This window comes from Paenarthrobacter sp. OM7, from assembly GCF_029873575.1.
In the GTDB taxonomy this organism is placed as follows: Bacteria; Actinomycetota; Actinomycetes; order Actinomycetales; family Micrococcaceae; genus Arthrobacter.
This window is the reverse complement of sequence record NZ_CP123580.1, coordinates 128,147-149,556: the sequence shown is the minus strand read 5'-3', so window position 1 is coordinate 149,556 and position 21,410 is coordinate 128,147. Positions and strand designations below refer to the sequence as shown.

15 protein-coding genes and 1 pseudogene are annotated in these 21,410 nt (G+C 58.8%); 6 read left to right on the top strand and 10 right to left on the bottom strand.

The genetic code is table 11. From position 1 onward, the window contains the following. Positions 1-251: 251 nt before the first annotated feature. From QEH68_RS22445 to QEH68_RS22420, 6 genes are all read left to right on the top strand, one after another. Complete coding sequence (locus QEH68_RS22445; RefSeq protein ID WP_348537392.1) at positions 252-1,559, top strand: MarR family transcriptional regulator; 1,308 nt, start codon at positions 252-254, stop codon at positions 1,557-1,559. 480 nt (positions 1,560-2,039) lie between these two features. Next, on the top strand, positions 2,040-2,168 hold the full coding sequence (locus QEH68_RS22440; protein WP_280628120.1) for a hypothetical protein: 129 nt from the start codon (positions 2,040-2,042) through the stop codon (positions 2,166-2,168). Positions 2,169-2,734: 566 nt separating this feature from the next. After that, complete coding sequence (locus QEH68_RS22435) at positions 2,735-3,505, top strand: ParA family protein (protein ID WP_193594585.1); 771 nt, start codon at positions 2,735-2,737, stop codon at positions 3,503-3,505. Positions 3,506-4,076: 571 nt separating this feature from the next. Then, entirely contained in the window at positions 4,077-4,433 is a 357-nt protein-coding gene (locus QEH68_RS22430) for a TnpV protein (protein WP_280628119.1), read from the top strand. Positions 4,434-4,762: 329 nt separating this feature from the next. After that, positions 4,763-9,490: a helicase-related protein gene (locus QEH68_RS22425; protein WP_280628199.1), complete on the top strand. Its 4,728-nt coding sequence runs from the start codon at positions 4,763-4,765 to the stop codon at positions 9,488-9,490. A gap of 184 nt (positions 9,491-9,674) precedes the next feature. Then, complete coding sequence (locus tag QEH68_RS22420) at positions 9,675-10,532, top strand: GNAT family N-acetyltransferase (protein ID WP_280628118.1); 858 nt, start codon at positions 9,675-9,677, stop codon at positions 10,530-10,532. A gap of 353 nt (positions 10,533-10,885) precedes the next feature. Here the strand turns inward: QEH68_RS22420 and QEH68_RS22415 are convergent, their stop codons facing one another. From QEH68_RS22415 to QEH68_RS22370, 10 genes and pseudogenes are all read right to left on the bottom strand, one after another. Beyond that, the gene (locus tag QEH68_RS22415; RefSeq protein WP_280628117.1) at positions 10,886-11,998 is read right to left on the bottom strand and encodes a hypothetical protein; all 1,113 of its coding nucleotides are present in this window, start codon (positions 11,996-11,998) and stop codon (positions 10,886-10,888) included. A gap of 35 nt (positions 11,999-12,033) precedes the next feature. Next, positions 12,034-12,516, bottom strand: a complete 483-nt coding sequence (locus QEH68_RS22410) for a hypothetical protein (RefSeq protein WP_280628116.1) — start codon at positions 12,514-12,516, stop codon at positions 12,034-12,036. Between the two features lie 374 nt (positions 12,517-12,890). Beyond that, a complete protein-coding gene (locus QEH68_RS22405; protein WP_280628115.1) occupies positions 12,891-13,997 on the bottom strand; it encodes a hypothetical protein in 1,107 nt (368 codons plus the stop codon). A gap of 521 nt (positions 13,998-14,518) precedes the next feature. Then, a complete protein-coding gene (locus QEH68_RS22400; RefSeq protein ID WP_280628114.1) occupies positions 14,519-15,184 on the bottom strand; it encodes a hypothetical protein in 666 nt (221 codons plus the stop codon). 165 nt (positions 15,185-15,349) lie between these two features. Then, positions 15,350-16,234: a hypothetical protein gene (locus tag QEH68_RS22395; protein WP_280628113.1), complete on the bottom strand. Its 885-nt coding sequence runs from the start codon at positions 16,232-16,234 to the stop codon at positions 15,350-15,352. Between the two features lie 868 nt (positions 16,235-17,102). Beyond that, complete coding sequence (locus QEH68_RS22390; protein WP_280628112.1) at positions 17,103-17,918, bottom strand: hypothetical protein; 816 nt, start codon at positions 17,916-17,918, stop codon at positions 17,103-17,105. 85 nt (positions 17,919-18,003) lie between these two features. Then, positions 18,004-18,618: a recombinase family protein gene (locus QEH68_RS22385; protein WP_280628111.1), complete on the bottom strand. Its 615-nt coding sequence runs from the start codon at positions 18,616-18,618 to the stop codon at positions 18,004-18,006. A 337-nt stretch (positions 18,619-18,955) separates the two neighbouring features. After that, positions 18,956-19,117 (bottom strand): DUF1660 family phage protein, encoded by a 162-nt coding sequence (locus tag QEH68_RS22380; RefSeq protein WP_280628110.1) that lies wholly within the window; start codon positions 19,115-19,117, stop codon positions 18,956-18,958. A gap of 1,066 nt (positions 19,118-20,183) precedes the next feature. Continuing rightward, positions 20,184-20,366 (bottom strand): annotated as a pseudogene (locus QEH68_RS22375) (DUF4383 domain-containing protein); the annotation flags it as partial. Between the two features lie 148 nt (positions 20,367-20,514). Continuing rightward, positions 20,515-21,393, bottom strand: a complete 879-nt coding sequence (locus tag QEH68_RS22370; protein WP_280628109.1) for a LysR family transcriptional regulator — start codon at positions 21,391-21,393, stop codon at positions 20,515-20,517. Between the last annotated feature and the right edge of the window lie 17 nt (positions 21,394-21,410).

The following is a 21,410-nucleotide window of genomic DNA, read 5'->3' as shown; positions in this document are numbered from 1 at the left end:
ATGTGAAATCACTTCAAACGTGGCTGCACAGCTGTGGGGCTCGGTGGATTGAAGATCGTTCGCCCAATGGCGGACGGCACGTATACATCCCCCTGGAAAAACGGATTGCCTTTTCTGAAGCACGAGATGTTGTCGAGGCATTAGGCACCCGATACCGCACATTGGACAAGACCCCGCACCAGAACATGCTTCACGGGTGCATGAGGACCCCAGGGTCACCGCACAAGCATGGCGGCTACCAGGTACTCGCCATGAGCCTCAGCACGGCCTACGACATTGCGAGACGCCCCAACAAGGAACAAGTATGGGCAACAATTCGCGCAGACCTAAAGGACGAAATCGCCGGCGTACGAAGGCTGAGACTCGAGCAGCCACTGTCGGCAGACAACGAAGCTTATGAATTACCACAAATGGCCGGTCGGATGTCTAGGCCGATGCAGCAGATGGCGCTATCAGGTCTGTACGACGCGAACCGGTACGCCTCAGATTCAGAAGCACGTCAGGCAGTCCTGACTGCGGCGGCCGCAGCAGGCATGAAACTCATCGATGTAGAACGGCGAGTCCTCCAGGGCGTTTGGCCCGGACTCGCATCCTTCTATGCCCGCTACCGATCCAGCCACAGGCTTCCCTCCCTGAAGCGAGACTGGAAAAACGCGATCACTTACCTACAAAAAAACCAGATTAACGAGACAAGAAATAACAATGCACGTAGATCCCCCACAAGCCAGCCAAATACACAGCCCCCACTAGGAATCGCACCACCCCCAGATGCCACCAGCGAGCACCGCTACCTGCGGACTTGGGAAAACGCACTTCGACTAAGAGAGCCTTCTTATGCTAGCTCGCGTGCCGGCCTGGCCCGGCGCGTGGTTCTAAGAGCTCTCGGAGCAGCTGCTCACATGACCGCTTCTCGCTTCGTTGAGTTCGGTGATCGGTCAATCGCCGTCGCGACAGGTCTGGACCACACAACCGTAGGCTCCCACCTGAGAGCGTTGCGCTCTGAGGAGGATCCTCTGGTGACCTTGGTTGAGCGAGGGCGAGGGACAAAGGGCGATCTATATATGTTGACGATTCCTGAAGGTCTTCGGCAGGGCGCCGAAGACCTGCCCTGGCGAAAGGGAAAGATCCATGCGCTCAGACCCGTCTTCAGGGAACTGGGCCTGCCTGCAGCGTTTGTTTACGAAGCACTGGAACGCACCCCCGGTTTGACCACCACGGAGTTGGTGGGACAGACAAAGCTGTCCAGGACCGCCGTGAGCGAAAGTCTCGAGACTCTGGCCGCCTGGAACATGGTGTCAAGGAATGGTGGAAGATCCTGGACAGTCGTCGCTTCGACGTCCCTCCACGAACTTGCTGAATACTTTGGAGTGCTCGAGTCTGTGGCCGGCCAGCTACAGAGGTACCGCATCGAGCGGGTTATATGGCGGGAGTGGCTTTCGAGAAATGTGAATACGGTAGCGGAACTCCTCTCCCCCACTGAAGATTACCCCTGGGAAGCCTATGAAGGACCACCTGACGAATGGACCCTCGCTGATATGGCGTTCACCACAACGATGTGACCCGGAGCGGGACGATCACAGGCCTCAGACTACGAGATCGTTAGCAAGCGCAGGCAGAACGCCATTGGTTTGTAAAGGTCGTGTAGCTCAATCTGAGGAGAATTAGTTAGGTCGATTCCATCGTTGATGCGCTGCTTGGCGTGACATTCCGGTTTCTGCGCCTATATCGGCCCATGTCAGACCAGAGTCTCGTGCAGCGTTGACAGCCTCGTCCAGACGGGCAGCTGCCCGGTCATAACTGCGAGCTGCCATTTGCAGTGCCCAAGTCTGCACATGTTTCTGCCATTCGCTCAAAATCGATTCTTCTACCGACATGGGCGGTATAGCTGGTGATCCAATCAGTGCTTTTGCTCGGTATCTCGCCATGTCGGTACTGCCTGCCCTACGGACGCGCTGCCACTGTCTACCAGTCCAGCCGCATTCGCAGCTACCTTGCCAACCTACAGCTGCACTTTCCATCACGAGCTCATAGCCTGGCCTGTGCGGGTCTCGTTTGTGTTGGCCAGTGATTCCTTGGACGCTGATCGTCCCGTCATGTCGGTGGCTGGATCCCAGCCGACCATCATTCAAAAGAACCCCAAGTCGTCCGCAGTGGAATCCGTCTCCTAGATCCCATTCCATGCGGCTTCCTATCTGTCAGGTTTTGTTGACGATCCCCCACTCTACGGGTTGCAGGCGCTAGTGTCTTGTGCTGGATTATGTCGTGCTGCCGTTGGCTCGCTCAGGAGCTGGGGGACTGAGGCCTCGTGACCTTGAGATGCCACCTAGGAACCCACAAGTAGTTTTCGGGCTATAGTTAAATAATTATGTCATGACAGAAAGATTGATTGATACATGTCCAGTCTCTGTTCAATCGTCATTGGCTCCCCCTGTTCTCAGCCCGCAAGGGGTCCGCGGCATGGGGGGTCCAACTCCGGGACTTTCTGCCTTGATGGGTTGAACTGCTCACTACCCCAGGAGGCGGTGCAGACTGACTCCACCCTCACGCCCCCTCGGGTCTTGGGCCGGTGGGAAAACCATGGCGAGCATTAAATAATTATGTCATGACAGAAAGATTGTTTGATGTATTGATGGATTGCGAGATATATTGATTGCTTGATAGATTGATGGTTGGATTGAATGACTGATGTATTGATGGATCTCCATCAATACCCGGCGCGTCTCGGAGGACCGATATGAAAGTTACGGCTATAGGTAACCGCAAGGGCGGTGTGGGCAAGACGTCAGTGACACTCGGTTTGGCTACCGGCCTGCGTCTAATTGGAAAGCGCGTGTTGGTCATCGATCTCGACCCTCAATCCAATGTAACGGAAGCCCTTGAAGGGGCTGGGGAGTTTGACGTCTTCGATGTGCTGTACGGGGGAGAGGCTGGGACCCTCGGGCAGGCCATCACTCAAAGCACATGGCCGGGCATTGATCTGATTCCGAGTTCCGAGTCCCTGGCGAGACTTGAGTCGGAAGCTCTGCTAACGCCCGAGATGCGACTCAAGACTGCAGCGTACGGAGCTGACGAGCTTCAACAATACGACCACATCCTCATAGATCTTCCACCAGCCCTTGGGCGACTGACGTTGAACGGACTCATTTGGGCTGACCGTGTACTTGCCGTCACTGAACCAGCGGCCTTCTCTGTGAAGGGCGTGACGGAGTTCCTCGACACGGTGAAGAAGGTCAGGTCGCTTCCGCACTTGAATCCCCAGTTGGAATTCCTGGGCATCATCATCAATAAGACGAGTTCACCCCTCACGTCCGAACACTCCTTCCAAATCGGAGAGCTAGAGAGCACCTACGGCACCGACGTAAGAGAGCCTCATCTTCCTCTCCGAACGGCGATGCAGGACTCCGTCAGTACACGCTCGCCGCTCACGAAGCTCGCCGGCCGGGGCGCCGCAATCATGACTGAAAAATTTGTTGCGCATGCGCGCTACTTGGATGGGGTGAACTAATTATGGCCTTGGAGCGCAAATCGTCGATTCGCAAAGCACCAGTCGCCGACGTTGTGGATGTCCTGACTTCTGCGGAGAAACGAACCGAAACAGTGGAACAGGGGGAGGCTTCTCATGCCACCGTTGGGCAAGGAAACATCCAGACGGAGTCGGCCCACACTGATCTCGAACCAAGGCGTCCTGGCCCTGGGCGGCCGAGAGGTAAGCGCCGGATGGAACCCTTCTCATCGAAGATAGAGATTAGTCTTCGAGACGAATTGGACGCCTATTCGACGAAGTACGGAATCACTATTACGGATCTGCTTGATGAGGCCTTGCGAGAGAGGCTTCGTCGCTAATAAATCTATCTGGACATAATTATTCTTCCTAGGGCTGATTTGAAGTCTCCGCTGGCAATTTGAGCGCGGCCGAGCAAAGTTCCCTGTGACAGGCAATGTATGGGAATCCCCGCTACCGTGAGCTTCGATGCAGAAGAGGCACCAGGGGGAGTAGTCAATGGCGGGACGCAAAAAGCAGATTGATGGCCAGCTGAGCTTCGACGCTCTGTGGGCGGCACCAGAGGAGGACCGCAATGAACAAGTACGGCAGGCAGGCACAGGAAGCCTGGAAGGCAGCCAGCCCAACTCGCTACAGCCAGATTCAGAACCCGGACGAGTTCTTCACGAACCTGGGGGAACAGGCCCAAGAACAAGTGGACGAGCTACAGGCGAAGATCGCGGGACCGGACCCGAAAGGGGAGGGGTATCTGGAGAAGGTCGGCCGGTTGAACGCGGCGCGGAACCAGGCCGAGGAGATCGTTCGGTACGACCTGCTTTCGCCGCCGGAGACGGAGGGCGAGGACGAGGAGGACGAGTACGTGAATCCGAGTATTCAGGAGTACTTGGATTCGATGAGGGAAGTGGACAAGCTCCGCGAACAGCTCTACTAGACGCCGAAGCGGGCAGGTTCCGCCCGACGTCTCAGGAGGATCTGGCGCCGTCAGGTGCGCGGAGTCGTATCCGGGCGAACCTTGAAGCCCTCGAGGTACTTCAAACGCTGCAGGCCGAGAACCGGCCAGCCACAGAGGCTGAAAAGGCTTCGCTTGCACGGTGGGGGAGTTGGGGCGCGCAAGGCGTCTTCCAAATCTTCGATGAAGCACGTGAGGAATATGCCGGGGACCGAGAACACCTGCGCAGCCTCCTGAGCGAGGCCCAGTACGACGCAGCCCGCCGCACCACGATCAACGCCCACTACACCGATGCCGCTTACGTGAAGGCCATGTGGGCCGCCGTGCAGGACCTCGGCTTTGACGGGGGCACCGTCCTGGAACCGGGATCCGGCGTCGGTACCTTTATCGGCTTCGCCCCCGAGAACGCAGAGATGACCGGCGTCGAGCTGGACCCCACCACCGCAGCCATCTCCCAAGCCCTCTACCCCGAAGCCACTGTCCGGGCAGAGTCTTTCGCGGACACCAAACTGCCCACCGGGCACTTTGACCTGGCCATCGGCAACGTGCCTTTCGCCAACGTCACCTTGCACGACCCCCGCCACAACCCCGGCGGTCACTCGATCCACAACCACTTCATCCTCAAATCCCTGGAACTGACACGCCCGGGCGGCATGGTGGCCGTACTGACGTCCAGCTTCACCCTGGACGGCACGAACCCAGCAGCACGCAGGGAAATGAACCAGCTCGCCGACCTCGTAGGTGCGGTCCGCCTACCCACCGGCTCGCACCGCAAAGCCGCCGGCACCGACGCCATGACCGACCTGCTGATCTTCCGCCGCAGGGAACCCGGGCAGGAACCGGCCACCACGCTCTGGGAGACCGTCAGCGCCCGCCGGATCGACGGGACCATCACCCGCCTGAACTCCTACTTCGATGAGCACCCCGAGCGGCTGCTGGGGGAGCTGCACGTGGCCCACGGCATGTACGGGGCCGAAACCCTGCAACTGACCACCGATGACCTCTCGGCCGTCCCGGACCGCCTGGAAACAGCGTTGGCCGACGTCGTGAACGAGGCCAAGTCCGCAGGACTCGTCATCACCGAACGCACTGAAGAGCAGGACCGCCAGCGCGCCGCCTACATCCCGGCAGCAGCCACGGAATGGGAAGGCCACATCAGCGCCACCGACAACGGCTTCACCGTTGTCGAAAACGGCTCCCACACCGAACTCGCCGTCCCCAAAACCCAAGCCGCTGAACTACGCGCCCTTCTGGGGCTCAGGGACGCCGGCCGGAAGCTCCTTACCGCAGAAGCCGACAGCCGCGACGACACCGCCGACATCGACACGCTCCGCGACGAGCTGAAGTCCGCTTACAGCCAGTACGTGAACACCTACGGGCCGATCAACCGCTTCACTCTCCGGGACACCGGCAGGGTGGACGAAGAGACGCAGGAGCCCATCCAGGCCCGCACCACACCCAGAGCTGTCTCCATACTCGGCCGAGACCCGTTCGGACCCCTGGTCAAGGCACTGGAGAACTTTGACGAAGCCACGCAGACCGCCACCCCGGCTGCCTTGCTCTCCAGCCGCCAGGTCCAGCCCCGACGCCCCGTCCTTGGCGTCGACACCGCAGAAGAAGCCCTCACCGTCACCCTCGATACCGTCGGTGAAGTTGACCTGGACTACGCCGCATCCCTGCTGGGAATCAGCCCGGAAGAAACCCGTGCGGCCATGGGGGAGAGCATCTACCAAGTCCCCGGCCCGGACGAGACCTTCCAAACCCGGGCGGAATACCTCTCCGGGAACGTCCGCGAAAAGCTTGAAATCGCCCAAGCCGCCGCGCTCAGTGACGAGCGGTTCAAGGCCAACGTTCAAGCCCTCACTGAGGCCATTCCGGAACCGCTGCGCATGGACGAAGTGGAAGCACGCCTCGGTGCCGTCTGGATCGACGCCGAAACCCACCAGGAGTTCGTCCGCGAAATCCTCAACGACCCCTACGCCACCGTCTCCAACGCAGCCGGGTCCATGTGGGACGTCAAAGCCAACCGCCACACCCTGGCGGCGACGAGCAACTGGGGCACCCAGCGGATGCCCGCCTCCGACATCCTCAAACAGGTCCTCGAACAAAGGCCGGTGCGCGTCACCGACGAAAACGAAGACAAACGCCGGATCCTGAACCCAGTCGAAACCGCAGCCGCTCAGGAAAAAGCGCAGCTGCTGCAGGAACGGTTCAGCGAATGGGTATGGGAGGAACCCGAACGGGCAAACCGCCTCATCGACGAATACAACCGCCGCTTCAACTCCATCGTGCTCCGGGACTACAGCACCGAAGGGGAGCGGCTGACCCTGCCCGGCATGGCCAAGGACTTCTCCCCACGCCCGCACCAGCGCGCAGCCGTCGCGCGGATGCTCTCCGAACCAGCCGTCGGTCTGTTCCACCAGGTCGGTGCCGGAAAGACCGCAGAAATGGTCATGGGCGTGATGGAACTGCGCCGACTAGGCATGGTCAACAAGCCCGCCGTCATCGTCCCGAACCACATGCTCGAACAATTCGCCCGGGAATGGCTGCAGATCTACCCGCAGGCGCGCATCCTCGCCGCCTCATCGACCGACCTCGCAGGTGACAAACGCCGGCAGTTCGTTGCCCGTGCGGCAGCAAACCAGTGGGACGCCGTGATCATGACCCGCACCGCCTTCCAACGCGTCAGCCTCAGCCCGGAAGCCGAAGCCGCCTACATCAACGCTGAAGTCATCCAAATGCGGGCGGAGCTGGAAGCTGTCAAGAACAACGGCCAGGACAACGGCCGAGCCAACGCCAGCATCGTCAAACGGCTGGAAAAGGCAGTGTTGGCCCAGGAAGAAACGCTCAAAGCCAAACTCGACACTCCCGCCGACCCCGGGATCAGCTTCGAGGAAACCGGCATCGACTACCTCGTTGTGGACGAGCTGCACGACTACAAGAACCTCCGGACACCGTCCAACATCCCCGGCGCCGCAATCCAAGGATCCAACAGGGCATCGGACCTGCACATGAAGACCGAGTTCCTGCGCGAACGAGAAGGACGGCGCGTGATCACCGGGGCCACGGCAACACCGATCGCGAACTCCGTCACGGAAATGTATGTCATGCAGCGCTACCTGCGCCCGGACCTGCTCCAAGCAGCTGGGATCAAGGACTTCAACACCTGGGCCGCGACGTTCAGCCAGGTCGTTGAAGAGGTGGAGCTTTCCGTAGCCGGCGGTGACCGGTTCAAGCTCAAGAGCCGGTTCGCGAAGTTCCAAAACGTCCCCGAACTGCTGAAGATGTTCCACACCTTCGCCGACGTCAAAACAGCCGAAGACCTCAAACTGCCCATCCCCACCCTCGCCCCACGGGACGGAGACGGACTCCGCCAACCCAACATGCTCGCCGTTGACCCCAGCCCTGAACTGCGGGAGTACATCCAGGACATCGGCGACCGCGTCGACGCCATCCAGGGCCGCCTCGTTGCCTCCGAGGAAGACAACATGCTCAAAGTCTCCTCCGACGGCCGCAAAGCCGCCTTGGATATGAGGCTCGTGGATCCCGCACTGTTCCAGCACGGACCGACCAAGATCAGCGCCACAGCCGACCTGCTGGCCAGCGTGTACGAAGAACACAAAGACCGCATCTACACCGACCCCTCCACCGGGGAACCGGAACCCGTCCCCGGTGCCCTGCAGCTGGTCTTCTGTGATTTCGGCACGCCATCGGAGAAGTGGAACGTCTACGGCGAACTCAAAGACCAGCTGCGCCGTAGGGGTGTGCCCGAACACATGGTCCGGTTCATCCACGACGCCAAGAACGACAACGAGAAAGGCCGGCTGTTCGCAGCCGCCCGTTCCGGACAGATCGCCGTGCTCGTTGGCTCAACATCGAAAATGGGTGTCGGCACGAACATTCAAAAACGTGCCGTGCACCTGGTGGACATGGACGCCCCCTGGCGGCCGGCCGACGTCGAGCAACGCCACGGCCGCATCCTGCGCCAAGGCAACCAAAACCCCGAAGTCCGCATCTCCCAAGTCGTCACCAAAGAATCCTTCGATTCCTTCATGTGGCAAGGACTCGAACGGAAATCCCGGTTCATCAACCAGATCATGCGCGGACGCCTGGACGTCCGGGAAATCGAAGACATCGGGGACAACACCCTGAACTTCGCCCAAGCCAAAGCCATCACCAGCGGCAACCCGCTGGTACTTGAAAAGGCCGTCGCAGACCAGGAACTGGCCCGCCTCAGCCGCCTGGACCGGGCGTACAACCGCAACCTGGTCGCGGTGAACCACACCAAACGCGGCGAACAAGCCGCAGCCGACGCAGCAGCCCAAGACCTGCCACTGATCCACGCCGCCGTGGCGAGGACCGTGGACACCACCGCGGACGCCTTCAAAGCCACCATCGGCGGCCAAACCCTCGACAACAGAACCGACGCCGCCGAAGCCCTCCGGGCATGGGCAGGCAGGCAAGGACACCGGCTCATGAACCTCTACGGATACGACGAGCTCGGCGCCATCGCCACCCTCGGCGGCCACGAACTGCGCGCCAAACTGGTTCCCGGAAGGGACCTCGACCGCTCCACAGTAGAAGTCCGCATCGAAGGCGTGCCCAGGGCAACCACCCAGATATCCCGCAAGGGCTTGCTGGCAGCTGATGTGGGCACCATCAGGCAACTCGAAAACAGGGTGTCCTCGTTGCCCCGGCTTGCCGTCGACGTCGAAACACGACGCGAGGAAGCCCTCACCCGCATCGAGCAAGCAGACAAGGCACTGGCAGAACCCTTCAAACACGCCGACGCGCTCAAAGCCGCCCAGGCCAACTCCGCCCGCATCGACCAACTCATGGCCGACGCGGCAAAACCGGAAGAACCACAAGAGCCCGAAACCGCTCCCGAAATGGACCCTCTCCTGGAAAAGATGCAACGCCTCATGAAAGCGTCATTCCCGCAACAACCCGGCACCACTGTCCCGGCGGCCGGCGCGACGAAAGCCCAGTCACCAACACTGAACCAGCAGCAACAGCAACGCTCAGGATATGAACGGTGAGCACACTCAGCTGCATGCCCCTAACCAGGTCCCCACCCGGTTCTTTACCTCCAAAGCCGAGGCCTTGGCTTGGCTACGTGAGATCCCTGTGCGGGCGACCCAGTAGCCGGATATGGCATCCGTAAACATGTGTTGAAGACGACCACTAATGGGGGAGATCCTATGTCTCCCGGGAAAGATTCGAATGGTTAAGAAGAAAGTCAGCGTCCGACCGATGCAGGTCAAGCACATTGATGAGGTCCTGCGCCTTACGTATGAAGCGTTCCCGTTCGAGAAGGACCAAGACCTTGACAAGCTTGGCTCTCGAAAAGGGATTGTCGAAATGATGGAGGCCTCTATAAAGGCATTCCCAATCGCTAAATCCCGGCATCTTGTGGCAGTCGATAAGCAAGACAAGGTTCTTGGATTCGCCGCCGTGAGACTGCTTGACAATGAACGGGGTCGAGTGAGCTCCTCAGTCCTTACGCTGCCCCGCATCGTTGTGGGCAAGTACAACCGGGGAGGCGGAGTGGGCGCGGTCCTCCTGAATAAAGTGCGCGACTTTGCTGCAAGGGAGGGCTATGGCGGAGTCATGGCGTCTGTTCCTGAGCACTTGGCGGACTGGTACACCAAAGCAGGTTGGACGGTATCGCCACCCGGCCATATCTATTGTCTTCTTGAACAGCCCCATGCTGGTGACGATGCATTCCTGCCCGTGGCACCCCCGAAGGGCTCGGGCTTGGAGGGTAAATTCTCCCCAATTCAAACGCAAGAGCCTGGGCCACCCGAACACGGTTACACGCTGATCGCGAGTATTGACTCTGGCGCCAAATCCGACTTCATCACGAGCTGGACGTCCCCGGCTGATGCAGATGATTTCTTACGAGGCCTCTGGGACCGCGTGGTCCACAACCCAAGTCTGGTGGATGTCATGCCGGTGATGAACTCGATCATCCTAGGAAGCACGGCAGACAGCTGGCCCGATGTACCGGAGGAGGAATCCAAGGCTTTTGTGGCCGCACTTGCGATGAAAATGACGGAAGAAGGAGCCGGCATCCGGTGACGCGAGGTGATTGCGCTAGCTAGTTAGATGGCCAATCAAAAACGACCGTTTGATACCAGCAGAGCGGCGGCTTCGGTAAAGTGCCCGATGAACGGTTTCTGGGTTGTCAGAACTCGTTGCCTAAATCAAAAGTAGTCAAAACCTTGGAGGAGTCCTTTTTGACCCTGAACGGATCGGGAAATTCGGTTGGTTACCCCCGCGTGAGTACGGTAGGACAGTCCTTGGATTCCCAAGTGAAGAAGAAAACCGGCGAAACTCTCTAGAAATACTGCAATATTGCAATATTTCTAACCGAGCATGTTCGTGATGAGAGGACAAAGCCCGCCGACCCCGTGGCGTCGGCGGGCCCTGTACTAGAGTTGACGATCGTCAGGCAACTCGCCGGGCTGTATCGGTAACTCAAAATCTCTTCGGTTTACTGGGCCGTCACCAGCGACGTCAGCCACCCCATCTCGCGTGGTTTGAGTAGTTTCTTCTTCTGCTGCATACGTTCCATCCGCTGCGTAGTCAGAATCCACCGTCCTTGCCTTTCCCGGGGAAATCGCAGAACGGGCTGCCGCAGGTTCCGCTCCCAGCGATGTGAGTCCGGCCAGTATGTAGTTTCTGCTTTCCGCGCCGGTGGAAAGGTTCACGGTAAGTGTTTCCTCGACAGTGGCTTGAACTCGCTGGCGGTAGAGGGTTGCTAGTTCGTCTTGGAAGCCAGGGTCAGCCTCAAACGGGATTTTGGAACCGTCATCTAACAACAGCCCTTGCTTATCTACCTCACTCACGGTAATTAGCTGCCCAATGAGTACCCGCTCAAATGTGCTTGAAGCACTCGCCTTCGCTAGTTCCTTCAAGTAGGCGGCCGAGCGCCGGCCTATGGCGGCAGTGCTCACCTGGCCCTCCGGAGACTGCCACTCCACGTCCAGCGACAGGCCCTCGGAAATCAAGACTTGGGCGAGATCGAAAAGGTGCTTTGAGGTGCGTGGTCCGAAGTTGGCCAATTGATCTGTGACAGTCTTCTGACTAAGGCTGTCATCCGCCAGATCTTTGAACAGAGTCAGAAGAGCCTTAAGGGACTGCTCAAAGAGCGGTGATTCTTCTACGTCAAATAGGGCGTCCTCGTCTTTCCCCGGTGGCGTATGTACCAGGGAAAATTCGATAGATCCGGGGAGGACGCGGGGCGTGAATTTGAGCTCGGTCGCCGCGAGAATTTGCGTCGGCCAGCGCCCTGCCTTCCCGATGTGGTCCACAATGCTGGCCCCAACGGAACTAAGAGATTCTTGTATCGCTAGCAGGCCCTTAGTCGCGGTCCGCACCCCGAGCCGGTGGTCCGCAGTGGCCTGACCGGAAAAGCGAAGCCTCATGCGGTCCAGGTCTTCATGGCTCTCACTTATCCCGGCGATCCTGGCGGCAGTCTGAAGGTTCACGTGGGAGGAGGTGATGAGCACGCTTTCGTCAACCTCGGGCTCGCCCTCAGTCATGGCAGCCCAAAGCGCCTTTACATCGCGCTTACTTCTCATTTCCAACTCACCTCCAAGTAACCTCGTTTGGGTTCTGCATCTTCCACGACCGGTGCCGACGTCTTGTCAGGATTGGTGCGGACCCGCATCCACCAGTCATCCCATGCACCTCTTACACTGACGTAGTTGATTGCGTCAGGATGAATTCCTCCACCCTGGAAGGGATTGGCAACGGGTTCACGTATCAGGATGTAGGACTCAACGCGCAGCCCCGTCTTTCCCCGAAGCCAACCTCTTTTGTTGAAGTCCATAACGTGGCTCCGTTTGCGGTTGCTTGGAAGTGCTTTGAAGGCCGGGCCGTTGATTACGAAGGTGCAGTCAATGTCGTCAGGATCAAGTACGCCAGTGACGAAGCTTCCACCTACCCACACCGCCTCAACTAGATCGTTTGATACATCATCTAACATTTCCCGCGCGGCCAGAAGGTCATCAAAAATTTCCGCCCTGGTGGATGATGCTGCCAAATCCTGGTCGTCCACGTACCGCTGCTTCAACTCGTCGAGCGTGCAAGCGTACCGACCCAGGGGCAGGTATGACGTGGTCGTGTCCAAAACGGGGATCATGTAGCAATTATGCACGCCTCCCTTGCGGCCAGCCTGCGGACTGCTTACCGGTCCGCCGGACAAGGACGCTCCCATGGTTTAGGGGAGTGGGCGCAATTTTTCTTGCCGGGGCGGCAGGTGTCGGTACAGGGTGGTGCGCTTCAGGCCTGTCTTTTCCGTGATTTCGCTGCTGCTCGCTCCCTTCTCTGGGAGCATGACAGCGTGTTCGAGCTTGGCTGGATCGACTATAGACAGACGTCAGGTCCGCCGGCCGTTGGCTGTCGCCGCGGTCCGGCCAAAGCGGTCCAGGGTCAGTCCGCCGGCGGTCGGTGCAATGCAGCCATGAAAGAGTCCCCCCTGACGGGTGGAGTGAGCATCCATCTTGTGAGTATCGTGACGAACCGGCTCAGATGTTCGTTTACTCGCGCCGCGACTTCGTCTGCTTCCAGATCCGTGTAGACAGCGACTGCGTGGTCAAGAGTTTCACCTGGCTTAATTTTCGATGCGATATCTTGCATCCCGAGGTGGATGAGCGCGTTCCGCAGCTTGCTCTGAGCTAACAGCCATTCGGTCTCCGGTTCCGCAAGAAGGGCAAGCATGTCCTCACTGAAGACCTCGGGCTGGGCGTCTCGCAGGATGGTTACCGCTGTTAGGGACTGGAACAGGGCGACAAAGCGATGCTTCCGTGCACCTGCTTCGCACCACTGACACACAGTGCGTGCGGTGCCACGCTCGGCTGTTGCGGCGATGCTTTGCACCGTCAGCAACGCAGCCGCAAGTGACGGTGAAAGAGCACCCCCAAAAAGTCGAGGCAGCGCATCCGTACTCGTTGCATCCCAAAATTCCACAGAAGGCATCGGTGCATGAGCATGCATCGCGATGCCCGAATTTTGCAGCAGAGCGCCCGCGATGTTCCCGATGCCCACACTCAAACGGTGGATTGCCGGCCCTACCTCATCAAATGAGGCGGTGTGCGCCGGCCCGAGGCCCGTCAGGTAGTGAGCGCTTATCAGACTCGTATATGGACGACCATCGACCGTGATGACCGAGAGGTCATCCCGAAGAGCGTCGAACTGCGTGGCACGGTCTGCCGGGAAGAACGCTCCATGATTCGCCTTAAGCAACTCATCAAAGTGCGAGACGACGCCATCGAGGTTTCGTTTGTTGTCGGCGAAGAACTTGCCGCTCATCCGGGCAGCTTTCGCAGTGTCCGGAGACCAGTCGGCTTCCAGGTTCCACCCCAACGTTCTCGCGAAGTAGAGCTGTGATTCGTAGGCAGCCATAGCCCCGTACTGAACCAACGCGATCTCCGCAGCGACTAACGCCGACGGCGCATGAAGTAACGCCGCCGACACATAATGCATGTCGGTCCTGGCAATTTCGAGTGCGATCACCTGGGTAGGTTCCAGCTCATCCATCTTGCGCGCTCCTAGGCCTGAGACTAGATCAAGAGTAGCGAAGGAACCTGTCTTGTCCGGCTCCGTTTCTTCCGCGGCAACCCTGGTCGGCTCGACCTCAAACTCCTCACCACTCGAGTCGAGCGTGGGGAGCTCCGGCCCGTACTAGACCGGACATTCTCGTTGTCTCGCGCCGCCGAAGCCCACACCGCACTGGAGCCCGGGGGTTCAGGGCAAGCTCGTCATCACGACCTCCGCCTGAGAGCCGCGCGAGCTTCGACGCCACTGAACGCTCACAGAAGCACGGCACCAAGCGATGCGATCCAGGCGCCGCCGCACCACGACCCCCGGCAAGTACGTAAGACCCGCACGATGACGGGGGATAACAGCAACCTGTCGGATCCCTGCGCCATCTCATCAATGGATCCCTTGATGAGAGCGTCCTCTGTCAGCTACCTACCTGATTTATTTCGGGAACTGCGCCTTACCTCGGAGACCTGGGCACTTTGTGGAGTGCGTCTGCCTCTGTCCGGTAGGGATCCTCACGACCGCTTGTCATGCCATCCCCACTTAGAAGGCAGCGATGGGTCAATATCGCTTTCCAGGAGGACCGTCACTTCAGCAAGACCGTCCTTGCTGAGCAGGTGCCCGTCATCAATGTTCCCGATCTCAACGCCGTATAGACGGTGGGCTGCGGCCAGCATGTCATGAGCGCGAATGGAGCCGCGCCTGGTCATTGTCAGAACGTCCTCGCTCGTGCTTATCTCGGCGATGTTGTACTGCCGCCAGACACCGTATTCTTCACCCCAAGCGGAGTGTTCCTCGTCGAGAAACATCTTTCCCAAGTCGGTCGTTGTAAACCACTCCAAGAGACGGACGCTGGGAACGTCATGTGGCAGTTTCTGGGCGACGGAAAGTTTGTGTCGGCGCCATCTGTACATCCCTATATGTACGAGACTTCCGTCAAAGATTGCTTGCTGGTGAAGAGTGACGTTACGGGCCCGCGCGAGAGCCCTAAGCCAAGGGTCCTTCTTGAAAGGATCTCGAACTTGGTTCCACTGCTTCACATCGCCGTGTTGCTCGATCTCCTTCTGAAGAATCTGCTGGATCGAGCTCACGGAGGACAGGAATGCATTCAGGTTGTACCTGAACGCCCGGGGGTCGTGGTACTCGGATTCTAGCCGTCGATGCGCAGTAAACGCTTCCATGAGGCGGTCCTCAGACTGAGGCAGGGGACATTCGACTTTGTCTTGCACATGTTGGCAGAAAGGCATGCCAAATGATACTTGCTTTCACGCGCCAACCCTGGGCAGTACAACTAGGTGGGTCGCCGTCGTCGAAGAAGCGGAGTCGGGGACCCACCTAATCAAAACTCAACTGAGACGGTTGCTAACTTTCAGCAAATAGTGAATCAGAGACCCCATCCGTACGAAGAGATAATCCTGTGCTTCCTCGGGGACCTGGTGCTTGTCTGTCTCGTGATGCCGAATCATGAATTGGTTGCCCAAATCGGTTAGGTTCTTCATCTCGACGGTAACGATGCTCCGGAACTCCGTACTGGCAATGTTGTTCAGTAGCGCGTCGGCGCTCTGCTTCTTGTTACCCACAATGTCAACCGTCTTAAGGCGCTCGTAAGCGTCCCATAGTTTTTCCAGAGCCAAGGCTCGGTCGTCCGCTTTTCGGGAGAGATACAGCTCCTTCGAACGAGACAGCAGCCCATCCAATTCAGTGTCACCACTGGCAGGCTTCAATTGGTCCAAGACTTGCTGAACTTCGGGGGTAGCAAGACGGACTATTTGGCCCTCTCGGTTGAGCTCGTACGTTGTCCCCCCGCGCTGGAGAATCTGGTTTACGTCTTTACGGAACTCTGTGCGGCCGAGCGTCTCAGCGAAAGTGAGCTCGTAATGCTTCATATAGGGGTGCCATGGCCCCTGGACCGGCTTGGCGACTCTTTCCGCCGCATATTCGATCAAGTCGAACACAACTCCGTCCTCTTGGGTCAGCTCCAACCCGTACGGAGTCTCTTCCCGGAGTTGCGGCACTAGAGCTCGTACGTTGCTCCACAACGCACCTAGATCCGTCCCGCACACACCATTGCCATCATCGCAATGCTCTGGAAAGTGCTGCGCAAGCCAATGGGCATGGGCCTTGGTCTTAAAGAGGCTGTACAGCCCGCCGGCGGTCGCCTGGGGAAGTTTGTCGTGCAACCTTGGGCCGGGGCCATTCAGGCGATCCGTATAGAAGTCAGAGGGAGTCATGCGCCAATTCTCGCAGCCGGGTGAGCAGCTCAATGACATGTCCCAGGAAGCCGCCTTGAAGGCCGTTTACGACTCCTGTACTGCCGAAGAGGCTGCCTCCTTACGGGCGCATACGAGGACGCGGAACGATTTCGCACGCTCGTCCAGATCATGAGGGAAATCGGGAAGCAGGAACACGTATTTTGTTGGGTCCCATTCTCTCTTCAGGATCTCAAGCCGTGTGCGTACGTGGTCGGCCCTGCTTCCAGGATCGGATTCCGTGTGCACATAGTTAACATTCGACAGAGGTTCGCCCTCCGCTTGGTTCCACTCTGGGCCCAACTTGCGGTGGCGAGCCAAGTCGCTGAGAGGATCATTTTCTGCAGTCGTCATGGAATTGCCTCCTGAAAGGAACCGGGTTGGACAGCTCGAAGTGATGAGAGTCTACTCACTTCCCAACGCCGAACAAGGCCCTCATGATCGGAACGGGCATTGGCTGGCCAACTTGTCCTCTTCGCAGGTCTTGATTCGGTCTCTACGTGGCTCAGCTGGCTATTGCCGGCAGGCCTGAAGTGAAGATCGAAGGCGGTTTCGTTCGTCCACGCGTCGAGAAGTTGCTCGTGGGCAAACGTGACTGCACGAAGCTCGTTGATGGTGTGCTCAAGCAGGTTGACGTCGTGCGGAACCATGTCGGGATGTTCCGGTCAATGGCGTGCTGTGCTTCATCGAAGCGGACTGGCCGTTGTTCGGGGGAGCCTTCACGACACGTGGCGTTCAAGCGCTCTGGCCGAAGCGGCTAGGCAAAGTACTTACAGCGCAGACGACCGGCGACGTTGACGTGCCAAAGATGAGGGAACCAATAGCTTCGCGATTCAGGTCAGCCTGACGGTTAGGTGGTCATTGGTGGTCTGGGTCGGGAGAACCCGACCTTCCTCGGATCGACTTCGATGCCCTTATAAATGGCGTCGAATACGGCCTCCATGTAGTTATGGATGGCACCTAAGAAGTTCCACAGTTCCATGGTTCGGCCGTCGTTCCGAGTGATCATCAACATTGTGGGGACGTTCATGGCGCTCGTAGCCGTTGCGATTGGCTCCTTAGTGGTGACATCGAAAAGGGGCTGCCCGTCTACGTATGGTTGAGGGCCAGCGAACGAAACTTTCTCTGGGGTGAGGGACTTGCCGTTCTTGTCCTTTATCTCCATGTGCATCGTTCCCCTGTTGTGCGTGTGAGCATTTGCGTGGATGGAGGCCTTGTGCTTATCGGTTATGTCCAGCTCATGCAGCGCGATAACAGCCGAGTCTCCGGGAACGGGATGATGGAGCGGCTGTAGATCGTAGAGAGCGGCTTGGAATCGAGGCGGGACTGTAGACAGAGGTCCCTTCACCTGTTTTTCCCATGCCTTCTCTGAAGTGCACATGGGGAAGTAAATGTTTCGTTCTTGACTCTCTGATGGCTTTGCCCCATCCATATGGGTTAGCTCCCAGGCTAGGGAATCGAGGGCTGAACGGTGGTTATGAACAAGGTCACCGAATATCAATGCAAACTCCCCAACGGGATGGGGCGACGCCGTCGCAAGCTTAAAAACAGCCTTGTGGCGGTCCTCGCTGACCTCCGCAACGACATGGTCGGCACTCGCTGTAGCATCCAATTCATAGCGCGTGCGAAGTTCGTGGTGCAGTCCGACGGCCCGTAGGAATTTCATGTAGGACCATGGCGAGGTGTTGATCCCTGGACGCAACCACTCAGAAGGTGTAACCACCCCTAGAGGCTAGCCTGCGCGCGTCTCTTTAGGTCTCTGTGTCGATACCTCCGAGATTTGCAGGATCGTGTACGAATCGTGGGGGGAGGTGTCGGTACAGGGTTGTACGGGCCAATCCAGTTTTAGCTGTAATCTCCCGCATGGGTACTCCCTTTTCGCGAAGCATGGCGGCGTGTTCGAGCTTGTCGGGGTCCACGACGGATGGGCGTCCGGTTCGCCGGCCGTTGGCTGTAGCCACTGCTCTGGCATGGGCAACCCGTTCGGCGGAGTAGGTCCGTTCCATCTCGGCGAACAGAGCCAGCATCACGAATGCGAGCTGGGCCATTGAACTATCCGGTGCCGTCGTGTCGATCGCTAGGGGATCGGCTAGTGTCCGGATCCCGATGTCTCTTTCCTTGAGCTCATGGACGAGGTTCAGGGTGTCTCGAACTGTTCGGCCGAAGCGGTCCAAGGTGTGGACCACGATCACATCTCCGGCCCTTGCATGGCGCATCGCTTCCTGGAGTCCTGGCCTGTTTGTGGTCGCCCCGGATTTCTTGTCCACGTAAATGTGCTCGGCCTCGATGCCGGCGGCCGCCAGGGCGTCCAACTGGCGGGCAAGATCCTGTTTTGTGGTAGAGACCCTCGCGTACCCGATATCCATGTTTGAACTGTACCGAAAGTTGTCTCTGTAACAGGGATCTGTTGCATGACTTTTGGGACTACATACGGGACGGATATTTTTCGCGTGATTCCGCAGATTCGGATGAGTCGGGGAGTGTCCCATTGGTGGTGTCCCACTTCTAAGGAAGTGGGACGGCTAAGCGTGTAGCGTTTAGGGCACCCAAGATTCTGTCGGTCGAAGCAACGCCTGTACTAAGGGCTTGGGTCTATGTATCGACGTACCCTGGAAAGCACGGTTTCCGGTTCTATCAGCCGTGGTCGGCCACGCTCGTAAGCAGGCGAAACTTACCCAAAAGTGGCAACGCGGGGGTTTTCATCTAGCCGCCCATATCAAGAATGGTGGCATGGCCGCCTCCGGGATCGCCGCCGTCGTCGTATTTTCCACAGCGCTTGCAGCGCAGGTAGCGGCTGCCGTCCTCAGTGTGTTCTGCATGCCAATCGTGGCCCAGATTAAGCTTGCACATCAGCTTCTTGAGCATGACGCTCTCCATTCCGAAGCCCGCTGAACACGCCTCATCGTGCTCGACGCGTGGCCACTTCAAGTCTATTCCCCGGCAACTTCCGCGACTACCCAGCGACGGCCCGCCGATAGCCACTCGGCGTGCCCTAGGTACTTCTGGAATGCCGCCTGCATGCGATCAACTCCACGGTAAATCCCCATAACACGAGAAGCCCATGGGGGTGTCCCGGTTCCAAGGAAGTCGGACTGGTAACTGTGTAGTTTGAGGATGGTGTGGACGCCCAGCAGCGCACCAGCGTTCCCATTCATTAGCTTCAGCCTTTGCCAAGCCTGCAGGGGTGGTGAAGGCGTGTAGTCTCCCCTCCACCACCTCCTGACTCTTTGGGGGTAGGTGGGAACGTCGTGGTCCAGAGTTAGTCTGAGTTTCTTAGGGTGCTGTGGGGAGCAGAAATGGAAACAGTTGCAGTTGGCGGGAAGGGCACGATCAGGTTCGGGCTCGAAGGAATCATTCTGCTTGTTTGGAATCCTGGAGTCTTGCGCCGCTTCGCGGATTGCCTTGTTGGGCTCCAGTCCAGTTGACCGGGTGATTGCCAACTACAACTTCGTACATCGACCACGACTTCGTACATCGAAATGACAACCCGGATAGTCCTTGGGAGCCTGGTGGCCCAATCAGGGCTCAGCAACGCAACGGGCTGGTCGTTCTGGAAGCAGAAGACGTGAATGTAGCTATGACGATGGTCAATGACATTGCCGGGGACAGTGCATTGCCGCCCGCAACTACCTCGTCGGTGGCGGGGCGGGATGGCGAAAACGGATTTCGCCTCACGGGTCACAGCCTTTGTGCCGCCTATATCTACCAACATCGACCATCGGACGGCAACAGAGCTTGCCCTGTCCCACCCGGTTCTTTACCGCCCGGAGCGAGGCCATTAGTTGGCTGCTGGACCCAAATCCGTGATCACTTCCCCCCTGGTCCCCCTGCCTGGCGGTCGCCATGGCAAGGGGAGCATCCTCCTGGGGTCTGCGGTCGACTTCGATGCGCCCCTATAACCTTTCTCCACGCCGCACGGGCCGGACCCGGTTTAGCGCGTGGCGTCGGTCTGTCCGGTCCTGGTTGTTGTACGCCGGCCCAGTACTAAGCCGAGGGCAAGCATGCCAACGCCCAGGACCAGATGCAGCCAGTTGTCGGCGTTGTTCACCGGGACGAAGTTGGCCGAGGAATCCTGATCGATGAACAGGCCGTAGATCCACAACACCAGGTACACGGGTAGCGGTCAACCTTGCCCTGCCCGCGCTCGTAGTTGCTTTTGAGTGAACGTCCCTCGTCCCGCCCGGAGGCTACTGCGCGGGGTATTCCATTCAGCAGGCGAGGATGGTGGTCGAGAGTTGCTGGAAAAGGGCGCTTCTGGTGACTTAGTGGGATGTCTGTGCTGCATTGTCGGGATCGAATGTCTCCCGTGCCAGCCGTGCGAAATCTGCTACCAGGGCTGAAGGATCGTCACGACGGGAGGCGAGGAACACTGAGATTGGTGGGGCATCCCGGACCAGCCGGTACACGACGCCGGGCCGGGGATTTTGCGCCGCCGTCGCCTCCGAGGACATGCCTATGGCTTGTCCTGTGGAGATGAGCATCAGCCATTCATCGACGCCCTGCACCTGTCGGAAGGACGCCGGACGTGCCGATCCGCTCCAAAGGTCTTCGGTAGTCGTTCCCGTGCGGTGGTCCACGGCCAGCGTATGACCGGCGAAGTCAGCCATACGCAGGAAGCGTTTGCGGGCCAGTGGGTCTTCCGTGGCCACGGCTGCGTAGCGGCCTTCCCTGCCAATGAGCGTCGACGCGAAGCGGTTATCACTGACCGGGCGCCTGACGACCGCGACATCGGCAGAGCCGTCCGCCAACCCTCCGGATGCAGCGTAGGTCTGGACCCACACCAAGTCTACGTCTGGGTGTGCCTGTGTCCATTTGCTTTGCAGGGCCGCGGTCCGGGCGCCTAGCGCAGACCATGCGTAACCGATTTTCAGTTCGCTGTTATGATCCCGTGCCGCCCGTTCAAGGAGCGCGACTTCGGCCAGGACGCGCCGCGCATGCGCGATGACCCTTTCCCCAGCCGGAGTAGGTGTGATGCTGCGTGTTGTCCTTTGCAGAATGCGCAACCCGAGGGCGCGTTCCAGTGCCGCAACGGACCGTGACACCGCGGCTTGGGATGTTCGGAGGTCAATGGCGGCGTCGGTAAATGTCTGGGCGTCCACCACGGCTACCAGCGCACGAAGGTATCGCACTTCAACATCCATACGCTCATCGTATAGAA